The following is a 16,897-nucleotide window of genomic DNA, read 5'->3' as shown; positions in this document are numbered from 1 at the left end:
TTTACGTCCTTTATTAAACTTCAAAATTTATTTCTAAACTCCTTCTTCATTTAACAAGAAAATATAGTAAAAGAGACCTCTCCAATAGGATAAGGTCTCTAGCACGTCATTATTATTTTTTCTTTGGAATTTTAATTGTAATTTGATAGTACTCATCAAATTCTTCTTCCTCAGAATTAACATTCAAACCACTTTCAGTAACCATTTGTAAAGATTGTCTAATTGTATTCATAGCAATCCTCGTATCTCGACTTACTGCTTTTTGCTTTGCCTTACGCTTCGGTTTCGCTTCCTCTAGTAACTTCGCAATTCGTTCTTCTGTTTGCTTTACATTTAGTTGTTTCTCCACAATTTCCTGTAAAACCTTCAGTTGTAATTCCTCATTTTTTAAAGGAATGAGAGCGCGGGCGTGACGTTCTGTAATACTTTTTTCTAATAATGCATTCTTTATTTCTTCAGGCAACTTTAACAATCGCAACTTATTTGCGATTGTAGATTGTCCTTTTCCAAGTCGTTGTGCCAATGCTTCTTGTGTTAAATTATGTAACTCAATCAGCTTTTGATATGCCACAGCTTCCTCGATTGCTGTTAGTTCCTCACGTTGCAAGTTTTCAATTAAAGCTACAGAAGCTGTCTCTGTATCATTTAAGTTCTTTATAATTGCAGGAACCTTTTCCCAACCTAACTTTGTTGCCGCGCGAAAACGTCTTTCTCCAGCAATAATCTCGTACTTATCATCCTCATATTGCCTTACAACAATCGGCTGAATAAGTCCATGTGTACGAATTGTTAATGCTAGCTCATCAATACGCGCATCATCAAAAACTGTTCTTGGTTGATAACGGTTAGGGGTAATATTTACTATCGGAATTTCTTGTATTTCTTCATATACCTTTTTATCTATCTCTTCATGGCTTTCGTCTTGTAATTCGAATTCGCTCTCTTTATCTCCAAAGCCAAATAAACGAGAAAACGTATTTTTCATACATATTCCACCACCTTTTAGGCCTATTGACTATTCTCAATAAAATGTTTCCTATGAAACATTTACGTTTTCATTTATATAATTTAATCTTACGTCTAATAAGATTTATTTTTCAATAGGTAATTTATTGGGTGTTCCCGGTTTGCGTGGATATTTCTTTGGTGTCTTGCGCTTTTTCTCGATTAATAAAATATTACGTTCACTCTCTTCAAACGGTAATTGGAACGTAGACATCTCTTTTAACTCTCCGCCTAGCACCTCTAAAGCATACTTACCATTTTCAATTTCTTCGTTTGCTGCTGCACCTTTCATTGCAATGAATGTTCCTCTAACTTTTACAAGCGGTAAACATAGCTCACTTAATACAGAAAGACGCGCAACTGCACGTGCCATTACAATATCGTATGATTCACGTACACCTTCTTTTTTCCCAAACGTTTCAGCACGATCGTGACAAAATGCAACATCACTTAATTCTAACTTTTGGGCTAAGTGATTTAAGAAATTAATACGTTTTTGCAACGAATCTACAATTGTTACTTTTAAATGCGGGAAACAAATTTTTAAAGGAATACTTGGGAATCCAGCCCCTGCACCAACATCGCAAATTGAGAATGGTTTTGAAAAATCATAATAAAAAGCAGCTGTAATGGAATCAAAAAAGTGTTTTAAATATACTTCTTCTTTTTCTGTAATAGCCGTTAAGTTCATTTTTTCATTCCACTCTACTAATGTTTCAAAGTAGATTTTGAACTGCTCTAACTGTCTAGAAGAGAGGGTAATTCCCTTCTCTTCTAGCATAGATTGAAATTGTTCTATGTTCATCTAGCAATATCTCCTTACTATTTATTGGTTCGATACGCGTGCAATTTTTCCTTGTTCTATATACACAAGTAAAATGGAAATATCCGCTGGATTTACGCCAGAAATACGTGAAGCCTGCCCCATTGAAAGTGGACGAACATCTTTCAATTTCTGTCTAGCTTCTGAGGCAAGGCTAGAAATCGCATCATAATCAATATCTACAGGGATTTTTTTACTCTCCATTTTCTTCATACGCTCTACTTGCTGTAAAGATTTTTCAATATACCCTTCATACTTAATCTGAATTTCAACTTGTTCTTTAACTTCATCACTTAATTCTACTTCACTTGGTACTAAAAGATGAATATGCTCATATGTCATCTCTGGACGACGTAATAAGTCACTTGCACGTATTCCATCTTTCAATTCACTTCCGCCAATATTGCGAATTAATTCTTGAACTTCAGGACGTGGTTTAATAATAATGCTGCTTAAACGTTCCTTTTCCTGTTCAATTTGTAATTTTTTATTTGTAAATCGCTCATAGCGCTCTTCTTTAATTAATCCAATTTCACGACCAACTTCAGTTAAACGAAGATCAGCATTATCATGGCGTAATAATAGACGGTATTCTGCACGAGACGTTAATAAACGATATGGTTCATTTGTACCTTTCGTTACAAGATCATCAATTAAGACACCAATATAAGCATCCTCGCGACCTAAAACAACTTCTTCTTTACCTAAAGAACGGCATGCTGCATTAATTCCAGCCATAAGCCCTTGTCCGGCCGCCTCTTCGTAACCAGAAGTTCCATTAATTTGTCCTGCTGTATATAAATTTTTAATCTTTTTCGTTTCAAGTGTTGGCCATAGTTGTGTTGGCACAATTGCATCATATTCAATTGCATAACCTGTACGCATCATTTCAACATTTTCTAGGCCTGGAATTGTTCTAAGCATGTCACGTTGTACATCTTCTGGTAAGCTTGTGGATAAACCTTGTACATATACTTCTTGTGTATTACGCCCTTCTGGCTCTAAGAAAATTTGATGACGTGGTTTATCATTAAATCTTACTACTTTGTCTTCAATAGAAGGACAGTATCTAGGACCTGTTCCTTTAATCATACCAGAATACATAGCTGAACGATGTAAATTTTCATCTATTAAACGGTGTGTTTCTGTACTTGTATATGTCAACCAACATGGAATTTGATCCATAATAAATTTCGTTGTTTCAAAAGAGAACGCACGTGGCTTATCATCACCTGGTTGAATTTCTGTTTTACTGTAGTCAATTGTATTACTGTTTACACGCGGAGGTGTCCCTGTTTTAAATCTAACAAGATCAAAACCAAGCTCCTCTAAATGCTCAGATAATGTAATAGACGGTTGCTGATTATTTGGACCGCTTGAATATTTTAAGTCGCCCATGATAATCTCGCCGCGTAAAAATGTTCCAGTTGTAATTACAACGGTTTTTGCTGTATATTCTGCACCCGCTTGTGTAACTACCCCTTTACATACACCTTCTTCAACGATTAAACGCTCTACCATTCCTTGGAACAACGTTAAGTTTGGTGTTTCTTCAATTGTTTTCTTTAATTCATGTTGGTAAGAGAATTTATCAGCTTGTGCTCGAAGTGCACGTACGGCTGGTCCCTTACCTGTATTTAGCATACGCATTTGAATATGAGTTTTATCAATATTACGTCCCATTTCTCCGCCTAATGCATCAATTTCACGAACAACAATCCCTTTTGCTGGTCCACCAACAGAAGGGTTACATGGCATGAATGCTACCATATCCAAGTTAATTGTTAACATTAATGTTTTTGAGCCCATTCGTGCTGCCGCAAGACCAGCTTCACATCCTGCATGACCTGCACCGATTACTATGACATCGTATGAACCGGCATTGTATCCCATTGTTTATTCCTCCTAATAATCTCTATCTTTCTACAACTTCACTATATTATTTTCCTAAACAAAATTGAGAGAACAACTGGTCAATTAAGCTTTCATGCACTGTGTCCCCAGTAATTTCACCAAGTATTTCCCACGTTCTTGTTAAATCAATTTGTACCATATCAATTGGTACACCATTTTCAATCGCCTCAACTGCATCACCGATTGTTTTTCCTGCTTGTGTTAATAATCCAATATGTCTTGCATTAGAAACATATGTCATATCTGCAGAATCGATTGTTCCTTCAAAGAATAAATCAGCTATTGCCTTTTCGAGTTCATCTATTCCTTGTTCCTCAATTAAGGATGTTGTAATAACACGATTTCCCGCGGCTAACTCTGTAACACGTTCCATATCAATCGCTTGCGGTAAATCCGTCTTATTCACAATAACAATAAAGTCTTTTCCTTGTACCGCACGGAATAGATCTTCATCCTCATTTGTTAAAGCCTCGCTATAGTTGACAACAACTAATACTAAATCCGCTTGGCTCATCATTTCTTTTGAACGTTCCACACCAATTCGTTCAACAACATCTTCCGTCTCCCGAATACCGGCTGTATCTATAAGTTTAAGAGGTACACCACGCACGTTAACGTACTCTTCAATAACATCACGAGTTGTTCCTGCAATATCAGTTACAATTGCCTTTTTCTCCTGAACAAGACTATTTAATAACGATGATTTCCCAACATTAGGTCTACCGATAATTGCTGTAGCAATACCTTCACGTAAAATTTTCCCTTGTTTTGATGTTTCTAATATTTTTTCGATTTCCGAACGAACATGCGTCGCTTTCTCAATTAAAATATTATGTGTCATCTCTTCTACATCATCGTATTCTGGATAATCTATATTTACCTCAACATGAGCTAATGTTTCTAATATTTCTTGACGCAAAAGACCAATTAATTTAGATAATCGCCCTTCCATTTGATTAATTGCTACATTCATTGCACGATCTGTTTTTGCTCGAATCAAATCCATAACCGCTTCTGCTTGTGATAAATCGATACGTCCATTTAAAAAAGCACGTTTTGTAAATTCGCCCGGTTCTGCCAATCGTACTCCTTGTGCTAGAATAAGTTGCAATACTTTATTTACTGAAACAAGTCCACCGTGACAGTTAATTTCCACTATATTTTCACGTGTAAAAGTCCTTGGTGCGCGCATAATAGACACCATAACTTCTTCAATAACTTGATTTGTATCTAAATCAACAATATGACCATAATGAATAGTGTGAGAAGGAACCTCTGTTAAATCCTTCCCCTTAAAAATACGGTCAACTTTCTCAACCGCATCATCCCCACTTACTCGAACAATGGCAATTGCACCCTCTCCAAGCGCTGTGGAAATCGCAGCAATTGTATCAAATTCCATGTCCTTTCACCTCACTTGCTTATTTATCTCTATTTCAACATGATTATTTCTTTCACTAAATTATTAGGATACCATAACGAACCTATCTACAAAAGAAGAATAACTCATTTTATTATATCCCCATGTAAAAAACACTAAACTTATTCACAGTGGATAAGTTTAGTGTTTTTTTAGTTATCCACATCTATTTTTCGCTCAAAAAAACCGGCACTCATTTGAGCAACCGGTCATTTAGGAGATATTACAACATGCCGATGTGGTTCATTTCCTTCAGAAGTTGTATTGATACCTTGATGATTTGATAATGCCTGATGAATAATTTTTCGTTCAAAAGATGGCATCGGTTCTAAAATAACTCTTTTTTTCGTATTAAATACTTGTTTGGCTAATCGATAAGAAAGTGATTCTAAAGTACTTTTTCTTTTACTACGATAATTTTCAGCATCTAGTGTAATACCGATATACTGCTTCGTGTTACGATTCGCGACAAGTTTTGTTAAATACTGTAAAGAGTTCAATGTATTACCTCTTTTCCCAATTAAAACACCTACATCATCACCAGAAATTGTAAATTCGATTTCGCGTCCTTTTACAATTTTACTAATCTCAACTTCCACACCCATATCGTGAATAACATTTCTTAAATATTCTTCACATTCTTGAATTGGATCTTTCTTCAATGCAACTTCTACTACTGCAGGGCGATTCCCAAATAAACCTAAGAATCCCCTTTTACCCTCATCGACAATATTTATATCTACTCGATCTTTTGATGTATTTAATTGCCTTAAAGCATCCTCTACTGCCAGCTCGACTGTTTGTCCTTTAGCAGTAATTACACTCACTTGCTTGAGCCTCCAGCCTTACTAGCCTTAATCTCTGGCCCTTTAATAAAGTACATTTGAGCAATACCAAAGATATTACCAACAACCCAGTAAAGTGATAATGCAGCTGGGAAGTTAATTGCAAAGATTAAAATCATAATCGGCATAAGCCAAAGCATCATTGCCATTTGTGGATTTTGACCAGCTGTTCCTGCCATTGCAAGCTTTTGCTGAATAAATGTCGTAATTGCTGCAACGACCGGTAAGATATAAAACGGGTCTGCATGTCCTAAATCGAACCATAAGAAACTATGTTGTTTAATTTCAGCTGTTCTCATAATTGCATGATAAAAAGCGAACAGAATTGGCATTTGAATAAAGATTGGTAAACAACCAGCTAATGGATTTACACCATTTTTTTGGTATAACTGCATCATTTCTTGCTGCAGTTTTTGCTGTGTCGCTTGATCTTTAGAGCTATATTTCTCTTTTAACTTCACCATTTCCGGTTGTAACGCTTGCATCGCTTTCGTACTCTTCGTTTGTTTAATCATTAATGGTAATAACGCAAAACGAATGATAAGAGTCGTAACAACAATTGCTAAACCATAATTACTGTTAAATAAGTTTGCAAAATACGTGATTAACTGAGAAAGCGGGTATACGAAGTATTCATTCCAAATTCCAGTGCTTTTTGGTGTAATTGGCTGATTTACTTCACTACAGCCAGCAGTAATCGCCATTAATGCAATAAGCATGGCTAGTAAACCTAATTTCTTTTTCAAAGCCTACTCCTCCTTGTATCGGTATGTATATAGTGTAATTCATTTCCTTACGCTACTTTTTTATTCTTTTCATACCAGAGCGTTTAAAGACATGAATTAAGCTTTTCTTTACTTCTTCATATGTCATCTCTGCACAAGGCTTCCTTGCTATTATAACAAAATCTTTTCCAGAATCTATCTCATCTTTTAACTCTGTAATAGCCTGACGAATCATGCGCTTAATTCGATTACGAACTACTGCATTTCCTATTTTCTTGCTAACAGAAAGGCCGATGCGAAAGTTTGGCTGTTCTTCTTTATCTAATTGGTATACAACAAACTGACGATTCGCATTTGATTTTCCTTTTTGAAAAACCGCCTGGAATTCATCATTCTTCTTTATACGATGTTTTTTCTTCATATCAATTGACACTCCTGTATTTCATCAGCGGAAATTCACTATTATTAGAAAAAAAGACCACTGAACGATCAGTGGTCTACGCAGATAATACTTTTCTTCCTTTACGACGACGAGCTGCTAGCACTTTACGTCCGTTCGCTGTGCTCATACGGCTGCGGAAACCATGTACTTTGCTGCGCTTACGTTTATTTGGTTGGTAAGTTCTTTTCATTATATGACACCTCCCTGAGGAATATCTGTTAAAGACAGTCCTATAAATTATAGTTAATCAACTAGGAAAATGTCAATGGTTCTAGAAATTTTCATCAAATATTCATTTTGAACCTATTCACATACTTTTTCACAGCACCTATATTTCCTTGTGGATAAATGTTTTTTCATGTTTTTTATATCCACAAACTTTTTTCACACTTTTACACAGTATATCGTGTTGTGGACAAGTTTATTCCACAAGGTATTGATTTTGTGGATAACTTTCTTAAATTCATTGCTATAGCCACTTTTTTTTGATATTATAGTTGTGTTTTCACTTTGAATAAGTTTTCCACATCTTTATTTTATCCACAATTTGTGTATAACATGTGGACAGTTTTAATCACATGTGGGTAAATAGTTGTCCACATTTGCTTTTTTTGTCGAAAACCCTATCTCATATACAAACGACGTTTTTAGGTTTTAAAATACGTTTCGTATAAATATACATTTTATATTTATTGGGTTGTACATTTGTTGCGCAACCTTATTCTTTTACCAATTTAGTAAAGGAGGGACACCTTTGGAAAATATCTCTGATTTATGGAATAGTGCATTAAAAGAATTAGAAAAAAAGGTAAGCAAGCCTAGTTATGAGACATGGTTAAAATCCACAACGGCTCATAACTTGAAGAAAGACGTATTAACGATTACAGCTCCAAATGAATTTGCTCGTGACTGGCTAGAATCTCATTACTCTGAACTAATTTCAGAAACACTATACGATTTAACAGGGGCAAAATTAGCAATTCGCTTTATTATTCCCCAAAGTCAAGCTGAAGAGGACATTGATCTTCCTCCAGTTAAGCCGAATCCAGCACAAGATGATTCAGCTCATTTACCACAGAGCATGTTAAATCCAAAATATACATTTGATACATTTGTTATTGGCTCTGGTAACCGTTTTGCCCATGCAGCTTCATTAGCTGTAGCTGAGGCGCCAGCTAAAGCGTATAATCCACTCTTTATTTACGGGGGCGTTGGACTTGGAAAGACGCATTTAATGCACGCGATTGGTCATTATGTAATTGAACATAATCCAAATGCAAAAGTTGTATATTTATCATCAGAAAAATTTACAAATGAATTTATTAACTCTATTCGTGATAATAAAGCTGTTGATTTTCGTAATAAATATCGCAACGTAGATGTTTTATTGATAGATGATATTCAATTTCTTGCTGGAAAAGAACAAACTCAAGAAGAGTTTTTCCATACATTTAATGCATTACACGAAGAAAGTAAACAAATTGTAATTTCTAGTGATCGACCACCAAAAGAAATTCCGACTTTAGAAGATCGTCTTCGTTCCCGCTTTGAATGGGGACTCATTACAGATATTACGCCGCCAGATTTAGAAACACGAATTGCGATTTTACGCAAAAAAGCAAAAGCTGAAGGGCTTGATATACCAAATGAAGTTATGCTTTATATCGCAAATCAAATTGATTCAAATATTCGTGAATTAGAAGGTGCACTTATCCGAGTTGTAGCTTATTCATCTTTAATTAATAAAGATATTAATGCTGATTTAGCAGCTGAAGCACTTAAAGATATTATTCCAAATTCTAAGCCGAAAATTATCTCTATTTATGATATTCAAAAAGCTGTCGGGGACGTTTATCAAGTGAAATTAGAAGATTTTAAAGCGAAAAAACGTACAAAATCAGTTGCGTTTCCTCGCCAAATTGCAATGTATTTATCACGCGAGCTTACAGATTCATCTTTACCAAAAATAGGTGAAGAATTTGGTGGACGTGATCATACAACAGTTATCCATGCCCATGAAAAAATCTCTAAACTACTAAAAACCGATACGCAATTACAAAAGCAAGTTGAAGAAATTAATGGTATTTTAAAGTAGTAGCTGAATAGTGTGAATAACTTACCTTGTTTTACGCACAGTCTATCCACATGTAGATAGACTGTTTTTACATCCTTTAGAGGGGTTATCCACATATCCACAAGCCCTATTACTATTACTACTATTTTTTATCCTTATTAATTAAATAAAATCTTATACTTACCGGAGGTTTTTCTTTATGCGTTTTACAATACAAAAAGACTATCTTGTAAGAGGTGTACAAGATGTAATGAAGGCAGTTTCTTCTCGTACAACAATCCCAATCCTTACGGGAATTAAAGTTGTAGCTACTGAAGAAGGGGTTACATTAACAGGAAGCGATGCTGATATTTCTATTGAATCGTTTATTCCAGTCGAAGAAGATGGAAAAGAAATCGTAGAAATAGCTCAATCAGGAAGCATTGTTTTACAAGCAAAATATTTTAGTGAGATTGTAAAAAAACTACCTAAAGACACTGTCGAAATTTCTGTGGAAAATCATTTTATGACAAAAATAAAATCTGGAAAATCAGAGTTTAACTTAAATGGTTTAGATTCTGCAGAATATCCGTTATTGCCACAGATTGAAGAACATCATGTATTTAAGATACCAACAGATTTACTTAAGCATATGATCAGACAAACTGTATTTGCAGTTTCTACTTCTGAAACAAGACCAATCTTGACAGGTGTAAACTGGAAGGTATATAACAGCGAGTTAACTTGTATTGCAACAGATAGTCATAGACTGGCACTTCGAAAAGCAAAAATTGAAGGACATAATATTGCAGATGAGTTCCAAGCTAATGTTGTTATTCCAGGTAAGAGCTTAAATGAATTAAGTAAAATTTTAGATGAGTCTGAAGAAATGGTAGATATCGTTATTACGGAGTATCAAGTATTATTCCGTACAAAACATTTATTATTCTTCTCAAGATTGTTAGAAGGAAATTATCCTGATACGACACGTTTAATTCCGGCAGAGAGTAAAACGGATATTTTTGTGAATACAAAAGAATTCCTACAAGCAATTGATCGTGCTTCACTATTAGCAAGAGATGGCCGCAATAACGTTGTTAAATTATCAACTTTAGAGCAAGAAATGCTAGAGATTTCTTCGAATTCACCAGAAATCGGAAAAGTTGTCGAAGAAGTACAATGTGAAAAAGTAGATGGAGAAGAGTTAAAAATATCTTTTAGTGCAAAATATATGATGGATGCATTGAAAGCTTTGGATAGTACAGAGATTAAAGTTAGCTTTACTGGGGCGATGAGACCGTTCTTAATTCGTACAGTAAATGATGATTCAATTATTCAATTAATTTTACCGGTTCGTACTTACTAGGTAAGGAATAAGGGTTGCTAGTTTAAAGATGCTAGTGGCCCTTATTTGATTTTTGGGTATTACTTTCCTAATGCTAGTTTATTTAGTACAATGAAAGAATGAACACTTTCAGAAAGTGAGCGATTTTATGAAACGTATTAAAATTTCAACAGAGTATATTACACTAGGACAATTTTTAAAGTTAGCTGATGTAATTGATACAGGTGGCGCTGTAAAATGGTTTTTACAAGAATATGAAGTGTACGTGAACAACGAACTTGAAAATAGAAGAGGTCGCAAACTATATGCGAATGATGTTATTGAAATTCCAGGAAGCGGAACTTTCCAAGTTCAGGCATAAAGGGGGAGCCCTTTGTTTATTTCAGAAATACAATTAAAAAACTATCGCAATTATGAAAAATTAGAGCTTTCCTTTGAAGATAAGGTAAATGTAATTATCGGCGAAAATGCACAAGGGAAAACAAACTTGATGGAAGCTATTTATGTTTTAGCGATGGCGAAATCTCATAGAACCTCTAATGATCGCGAACTTATCCGCTGGGATGAAGATTTTGGTCAAATAAAAGGGAAATTACAAAAAAGAAATAGTTCTTTGTCTTTGGAATTAAATATTTCGAAAAAAGGTAAAAAGGCAAAATTAAATCAACTTGAACAACAAAAGTTAAGTCAATATATTGGCGTGATGAACGTTGTCATGTTTGCCCCAGAAGATTTAAATCTTGTAAAAGGAAGCCCTCAAGTAAGAAGACGCTTTTTAGATATGGAATTAGGACAAATAGCTCCTGTATATTTGTATGAATTAAGTCAATATCAAAAGGTGCTCACGCAACGAAATCACTTGTTGAAAAAAATGCAAGGGAATAGTAAGAATGAGGAAACGATGTTGGATGTATTTACACTTCAACTAATTGATCATGGTGCGAAAATACTGCAAAAACGTTTTGAATTTTTGCATTTGCTACAGGAATGGGCAGCTCCAATTCATCGAGGTATAAGCCGTGGATTAGAAGAGTTAGAAATTGTCTATAAACCAAGTGTAGATGTATCAGAATCAATGGATTTGTCGAAAATAAAAGAAGTATACTATGAAAGTTTTCAATCTGTGAAACAACGTGAAATTTTCCGTGGTACGACTTTAATTGGTCCTCATCGTGACGATTTACAATTCTTCGTTAATAGTAAAAATGTTCAAGTCTTTGGTTCGCAAGGACAACAACGAACGACCGCACTATCCCTAAAATTAGCTGAAATTGAATTGATTTATTCAGAGGTTAAAGAATATCCAATCCTTTTGTTGGATGATGTTTTATCAGAATTAGATGATTATCGTCAATCACATCTTTTAAATACAATTCAAGGAAAAGTGCAAACATTTGTTACAACGACGAGTGTCGACGGAATTGAACACGAAACATTAAAAGAAGCGAAAACAATTCATGTAACGAACGGCACTGTAGATTGTGAAATAGATAGGGAATAACCCCTGTTTAAATGGAAAAGTAGGTGATCTTTGTGTCAATGGAACAAAAGCAAATGCAAGAAAATGCATATGATGAAAGTCAGATACAGGTGCTTGAAGGACTAGAGGCAGTTCGGAAACGCCCTGGTATGTATATTGGATCTACAAGTGGAAAAGGGCTTCACCATCTTGTGTGGGAAATCGTAGATAATAGTATTGATGAAGCACTTGCAGGTTATTGTGATGAAATTAATGTTAGTATCGAAGAAGATAATAGTATTCGTGTAACGGATAATGGGCGTGGTATTCCAGTTGGTATACAAGAAAAAATGGGACGTCCAGCTGTAGAAGTTATTATGACTGTTCTCCACGCCGGTGGTAAATTTGGCGGTGGCGGTTATAAAGTTTCCGGTGGTTTACATGGTGTTGGGGCATCGGTTGTAAATGCTCTATCAACAGAACTAGAAGTATTTGTACATCGTGAAGGTAAAATTCATTACCAAAAATACGAAAGAGGTATTCCGGTTGCGGATTTAAAAGTCATTGGTGACACAGATCAAACAGGAACAATAACTCGGTTTAAACCAGATCCGGAAATTTTCCAAGAAACAACAGTATACGATTTTGATACGCTAGCAACTCGTATGCGTGAATTAGCGTTTTTAAATCGTAATATTAAATTAACAATTGAAGATAAACGTGAACATAAGCAAAAGAAAGAATTCCATTACGAAGGTGGAATTAAATCATACGTTGAGCATTTAAATCGCTCAAAACAACCAATTCATGAAGAGCCTGTGTACGTAGAGGGTTCAAAAGATGGTATTCAGGTTGAGGTTTCTCTTCAATATAACGAGGGATACACAAATAATATTTACTCATTTACGAATAACATCCATACGTATGAAGGTGGTACACATGAGGTAGGTTTTAAGACAGCTTTAACTCGTGTAATCAACGACTATGGTCGTAAAAACAGCATTTTAAAAGATGCGGACAGTAATTTAACTGGTGAGGATGTTCGTGAAGGTTTAACAGCAATTGTATCAATTAAGCATCCAAATCCACAATTTGAAGGACAAACGAAGACAAAACTTGGGAATAGTGAAGCAAGAACGATTACAGAGTCTGTATTCTCAGAGGCATTTGAAAAGTTCTTACTAGAGAATCCTAATGTAGCGCGAAAAATTGTAGAAAAAGGTACGATGGCTGCACGTGCACGTGTAGCTGCGAAAAAAGCACGTGAATTGACACGTCGAAAGAGTGCGTTAGAAGTTTCAAGTTTACCTGGTAAATTAGCTGATTGCTCTTCGAAAGATCCAGCAATTAGTGAAATTTACATCGTAGAGGGTGACTCTGCCGGTGGATCTGCAAAACAAGGACGCGATCGTCATTTCCAAGCAATTTTACCGTTGAAGGGTAAAATTATTAATGTTGAAAAGGCACGCTTAGATAAGATTTTATCAAATGATGAAGTTCGTACAATTATTACGGCGATTGGTACAAATATTGGTGGAGACTTCGATATTGAAAAAGCACGTTATCATAAAGTTATTATTATGACCGATGCCGATGTTGATGGTGCGCATATTCGTACCCTATTATTAACGTTCTTCTATCGTTATATGCGTCAAATAATTGAGTATGGATATATATATATCGCACAACCACCTTTGTTTAAAATACAACAAGGTAAAAAAATTCAATATGCTTATAATGATAACGAACTTGAAAAAATATTAGCTGAGCTACCGGCCCAGCCAAAACCAGGAATTCAACGTTATAAAGGTCTTGGAGAGATGAATCCAACTCAGCTATGGGAGACGACAATGGATCCAGAAGTACGTTCGTTACTTCAAGTTTCTCTTCAAGATGCAATAGAAGCAGACGAAACGTTTGAAATTTTAATGGGTGATAAAGTGGAACCACGTCGTAACTTTATTCAAGAGAATGCAAAATACGTGAAGAACCTTGATATTTAAATGAGTAATGACAGGAATCTAAGTATTCCTGTCTTCTACATATAAATCAATGTATGTGTAACGGAAATGTAAGAGGAGGTGCTCGTTGATGTCAGACAATCAACAACAAGCACGAATTCGAGAAATTAATATTAGTCATGAAATGCGTACCTCATTTTTAGATTACGCAATGAGTGTTATCGTATCTCGTGCATTACCAGATGTTCGTGATGGGTTAAAACCTGTACATCGCAGGGTTTTATATGCGATGAATGATTTAGGAATTACAGCTGATAAAGCGTATAAGAAATCAGCACGTATTGTCGGTGAAGTAATCGGTAAGTATCACCCTCATGGTGATTCAGCCGTTTATGAAACAATGGTACGTATGGCGCAAGATTTTAGTCAACGTTATATGCTTGTAGATGGGCATGGTAACTTCGGTTCTGTAGATGGAGATTCAGCAGCGGCAATGCGTTATACAGAGGCAAGAATGTCTAAGATTTCTATGGAATTAATACGTGATATTTCAAAAAATACAATTGATTATCAAGATAACTATGATGGTTCCGAAAGAGAACCGATAGTATTACCAGCGCGTTTCCCTAATTTATTAGTAAACGGTACAACAGGTATTGCTGTTGGTATGGCAACAAATATACCGCCGCATCAGCTTGGCGAAGTAATTGATGGTGTGCTGGCATTAAGTCATAATCCTGATATTACTATCGCGGAATTGATGGAATATATTCCCGGTCCAGACTTTCCGACGGCAGGTTTAATTTTAGGAAGAAGTGGAATTCGAAGAGCTTATGAAACAGGTCGCGGTTCCATTATGCTTCGTGCTAAGGTTGAAATTGAAGAGAAGTCAAACGGTAAACAATCTATTATCGTAACTGAACTACCTTATCAAGTTAATAAGGCACGATTAATTGAAAAAATCGCAGAATTAGTTCGCGATAAGAAAATTGAAGGTATTACAGATTTACGTGATGAATCAGATCGTAATGGTATGCGTATTGTCATGGAAGTACGTCGTGATGCTAATGCAAACGTACTATTAAACAATCTATACAAACATACAGCGCTTCAAACGAGTTTCGGTATTAATATGTTGTCTCTTGTAAATGGAGAGCCACAAGTACTAAATTTAAAACAAAATCTATATCATTATTTAGAGCATCAGAAGGTAGTAATTCGTAGACGTACTGCTTATGAATTAGAAAAAGCAGAAGCACGTGCTCATATTTTAGAAGGATTACGAATTGCTTTAGATCATCTTGATGAAGTAATTACGTTAATTCGTAGTTCAAAAACGGCAGATATTGCAAAGCAAGGCTTAATGGAACGTTTCGGTTTAAGTGAAAAACAAGCGCAAGCGATTTTAGATATGCGTCTGCAACGCTTAACTGGATTAGAACGTGAAAAAATTGAGCAAGAATATCAAGACTTAATGAAGTTAATTGCTGAATTAAAAGCGATTTTAGCAGATGAAGAGAAAGTTCTTGAGATTATTCGTGAAGAATTAACAGAAGTAAAAGAACGTTTCAATGATAAGAGACGAACAGAAATTACAATTGGCGGTATGGAATTTATTGAAGATGAAGATTTAATTCCTGAACAAAACATTGCGATTACGTTAACTCATAACGGTTATATTAAGAGGTTACCAGCTTCTACGTACAAAACACAGAACCGTGGGGGACGTGGTGTGCAAGGAATGGGTACGAATGATGATGACTTTGTTGAACATTTATTAACAACGTCTACTCATGATCATATTTTATTCTTTACAAACAAGGGTAAAGTATACCGTACGAAAGGATATGAAATTCCAGAGTATAGTCGTACTGCAAAAGGACTACCAATTATTAACCTATTAGGGGTAGATAAGGGTGAGTGGATTAACGCTATTATTCCGATTCGTGAATTTGGTGACGATCAGTTCTTATTCTTTACGACAAAACAAGGGGTTTCTAAGAGAACGCCACTTTCATCATTTGCAAATATACGTACAAATGGTTTAATTGCAATTTCTCTTCGTGAAGAGGATGAGGTAATATCTGTACGTTTAACATCGGGTGATAAGGATATTATTGTCGGGACAAGTAACGGTATGCTAATTCGTTTCAATGAACAAGATGTTCGTTCTATGGGACGTAATGCTGCAGGTGTTAAAGCTATTACGTTGGGCGATGAAGACCAAGTTGTAGGTATGGAAATTGTCGAAGAGGATGTAAATGTTCTAATTGTAACGAAAAATGGTTACGGAAAGCGTACACCGATTGATGAATACCGTCTGCAAAGTCGCGGTGGTAAAGGTCTGAAAACTTGTAACATTACAGATAAGAACGGTAAATTAGTAGCTGTTAAATCTGTGACAGGTGAAGAAGATATTATGTTAATTACAGCGGCAGGCGTTATTATTCGTATGCCAGTTGATCAAATCTCTCAAATGGGACGTAATACACAAGGTGTTCGTCTAATTCGATTAGAGGAAGACCAAGAGGTAGCGACGGTAGCAAAAGCACAAAAAGATGAAGAGGAAGAAACGAGTGAAGAGGTTTCTTCAGAAGAATAAGAGAGGGGATTTTCCCTCTCTTTATTTTTTTATAATAATACTTGCATAGGGAAAAGAAAGCCTATATAATAGGCAGAGTCAGCAAATGAGAGATATAACTTATCGAAAAAACTTGTTGACGAAAATAATATACTATGATATATTATAAAAGTCGCTGAAACGCGATATTGAACTTTGAAAACTAAACGAAACAAACAACGTGAAACGTCAATTTTTATTTTAGATGCTAGACAAACTAACTTTATTGGAGAGTTTGATCCTGGCTCAGGATGAACGCTGGCGGCGTGCCTAATACATGCAAGT

The 16,897-nt window shown here is 35.4% G+C and carries 14 protein-coding genes and 1 rRNA gene; 7 read left to right on the top strand and 8 right to left on the bottom strand.

Features of this window, described 5'->3' with window-relative positions:
- Positions 1-112: 112 nt before the first annotated feature.
- From noc to rpmH, 8 genes are all read right to left on the bottom strand, one after another.
- Positions 113-985, bottom strand: a complete 873-nt coding sequence (gene noc, locus CGQ22_RS26485; RefSeq protein ID WP_000799014.1) for a nucleoid occlusion protein — start codon at positions 983-985, stop codon at positions 113-115.
- Between the two features lie 105 nt (positions 986-1,090).
- A complete protein-coding gene (rsmG, locus tag CGQ22_RS26480) occupies positions 1,091-1,810 on the bottom strand; it encodes a 16S rRNA (guanine(527)-N(7))-methyltransferase RsmG (protein WP_001019630.1) in 720 nt (239 codons plus the stop codon).
- A 21-nt stretch (positions 1,811-1,831) separates the two neighbouring features.
- Positions 1,832-3,721, bottom strand: a complete 1,890-nt coding sequence (mnmG, locus tag CGQ22_RS26475; RefSeq protein ID WP_000541054.1) for a tRNA uridine-5-carboxymethylaminomethyl(34) synthesis enzyme MnmG — start codon at positions 3,719-3,721, stop codon at positions 1,832-1,834.
- A gap of 46 nt (positions 3,722-3,767) precedes the next feature.
- Positions 3,768-5,144, bottom strand: coding sequence for a tRNA uridine-5-carboxymethylaminomethyl(34) synthesis GTPase MnmE (gene mnmE / locus CGQ22_RS26470; protein WP_000393757.1), 1,377 nt, complete (start codon positions 5,142-5,144; stop codon positions 3,768-3,770).
- A 227-nt stretch (positions 5,145-5,371) separates the two neighbouring features.
- On the bottom strand, positions 5,372-5,989 hold the full coding sequence (gene jag, locus CGQ22_RS26465) for an RNA-binding cell elongation regulator Jag/EloR (protein WP_000111511.1): 618 nt from the start codon (positions 5,987-5,989) through the stop codon (positions 5,372-5,374).
- Positions 5,986-6,753 carry a YidC family membrane integrase SpoIIIJ gene (gene spoIIIJ, locus CGQ22_RS26460; protein ID WP_089149565.1) on the bottom strand — a complete coding sequence of 256 codons (768 nt, stop codon included), beginning with the start codon at positions 6,751-6,753 and terminating at the stop codon, positions 5,986-5,988. Before spoIIIJ ends, jag begins: the two co-directional genes overlap by 4 nt.
- Before the next feature lie 52 nt (positions 6,754-6,805).
- Positions 6,806-7,153, bottom strand: coding sequence for a ribonuclease P protein component (rnpA, locus tag CGQ22_RS26455; protein ID WP_000726618.1), 348 nt, complete (start codon positions 7,151-7,153; stop codon positions 6,806-6,808).
- Positions 7,154-7,229: 76 nt separating this feature from the next.
- Positions 7,230-7,364: a 50S ribosomal protein L34 gene (gene rpmH, locus CGQ22_RS26450; RefSeq protein ID WP_000831901.1), complete on the bottom strand. Its 135-nt coding sequence runs from the start codon at positions 7,362-7,364 to the stop codon at positions 7,230-7,232.
- Positions 7,365-7,928: 564 nt separating this feature from the next.
- Here rpmH and dnaA point away from each other — a divergent pair.
- From dnaA to CGQ22_RS26415, 7 genes are all read left to right on the top strand, one after another.
- On the top strand, positions 7,929-9,269 hold the full coding sequence (gene dnaA, locus CGQ22_RS26445; protein ID WP_000428017.1) for a chromosomal replication initiator protein DnaA: 1,341 nt from the start codon (positions 7,929-7,931) through the stop codon (positions 9,267-9,269).
- A 178-nt stretch (positions 9,270-9,447) separates the two neighbouring features.
- Positions 9,448-10,593: a DNA polymerase III subunit beta gene (gene dnaN / locus CGQ22_RS26440; protein WP_001212884.1), complete on the top strand. Its 1,146-nt coding sequence runs from the start codon at positions 9,448-9,450 to the stop codon at positions 10,591-10,593.
- A gap of 127 nt (positions 10,594-10,720) precedes the next feature.
- Complete coding sequence (yaaA, locus tag CGQ22_RS26435; protein ID WP_000821364.1) at positions 10,721-10,933, top strand: S4 domain-containing protein YaaA; 213 nt, start codon at positions 10,721-10,723, stop codon at positions 10,931-10,933.
- 12 nt (positions 10,934-10,945) lie between these two features.
- Positions 10,946-12,073 (top strand): DNA replication/repair protein RecF, encoded by a 1,128-nt coding sequence (recF, locus tag CGQ22_RS26430; protein WP_089149564.1) that lies wholly within the window; start codon positions 10,946-10,948, stop codon positions 12,071-12,073.
- 38 nt (positions 12,074-12,111) lie between these two features.
- Positions 12,112-14,034: a DNA topoisomerase (ATP-hydrolyzing) subunit B gene (gene gyrB, locus CGQ22_RS26425; protein ID WP_089149563.1), complete on the top strand. Its 1,923-nt coding sequence runs from the start codon at positions 12,112-12,114 to the stop codon at positions 14,032-14,034.
- 88 nt (positions 14,035-14,122) lie between these two features.
- Positions 14,123-16,594, top strand: coding sequence for a DNA gyrase subunit A (gene gyrA / locus CGQ22_RS26420; protein WP_001282864.1), 2,472 nt, complete (start codon positions 14,123-14,125; stop codon positions 16,592-16,594).
- Positions 16,595-16,835: 241 nt separating this feature from the next.
- Positions 16,836-16,897 (top strand): 16S ribosomal RNA (locus CGQ22_RS26415); the annotation flags it as partial.

The organism is Bacillus sp. M13(2017), assembly GCF_002218325.1.
Lineage (GTDB): Bacteria > Bacillota > Bacilli > Bacillales > Bacillaceae_G > Bacillus_A > Bacillus_A thuringiensis_K.
This window is presented reverse-complemented; position numbering and strand designations above follow the sequence as displayed.

What these genes read in the sequence shown, in the direction of transcription:
- noc (WP_000799014.1), bottom strand. Translation starts at nt 985, where the DNA reads ATGAAAAATACGTTTTCTCGTTTATTTGGCTTTGGAGATAAAGAGAGC.
- rsmG (WP_001019630.1), bottom strand. Translation starts at nt 1,810, where the DNA reads ATGAACATAGAACAATTTCAATCTATGCTAGAAGAGAAGGGAATTACC.
- mnmG (WP_000541054.1), bottom strand. Translation starts at nt 3,721, where the DNA reads ATGGGATACAATGCCGGTTCATACGATGTCATAGTAATCGGTGCAGGT.
- mnmE (WP_000393757.1), bottom strand. Translation starts at nt 5,144, where the DNA reads ATGGAATTTGATACAATTGCTGCGATTTCCACAGCGCTTGGAGAGGGT.
- rnpA (WP_000726618.1), bottom strand. Translation starts at nt 7,153, where the DNA reads ATGAAGAAAAAACATCGTATAAAGAAGAATGATGAATTCCAGGCGGTT.
- rpmH (WP_000831901.1), bottom strand. Translation starts at nt 7,364, where the DNA reads ATGAAAAGAACTTACCAACCAAATAAACGTAAGCGCAGCAAAGTACAT.
- dnaN (WP_001212884.1), top strand. Translation starts at nt 9,448, where the DNA reads ATGCGTTTTACAATACAAAAAGACTATCTTGTAAGAGGTGTACAAGAT.
- yaaA (WP_000821364.1), top strand. Translation starts at nt 10,721, where the DNA reads ATGAAACGTATTAAAATTTCAACAGAGTATATTACACTAGGACAATTT.
- gyrB (WP_089149563.1), top strand. Translation starts at nt 12,112, where the DNA reads ATGGAACAAAAGCAAATGCAAGAAAATGCATATGATGAAAGTCAGATA.
- gyrA (WP_001282864.1), top strand. Translation starts at nt 14,123, where the DNA reads ATGTCAGACAATCAACAACAAGCACGAATTCGAGAAATTAATATTAGT.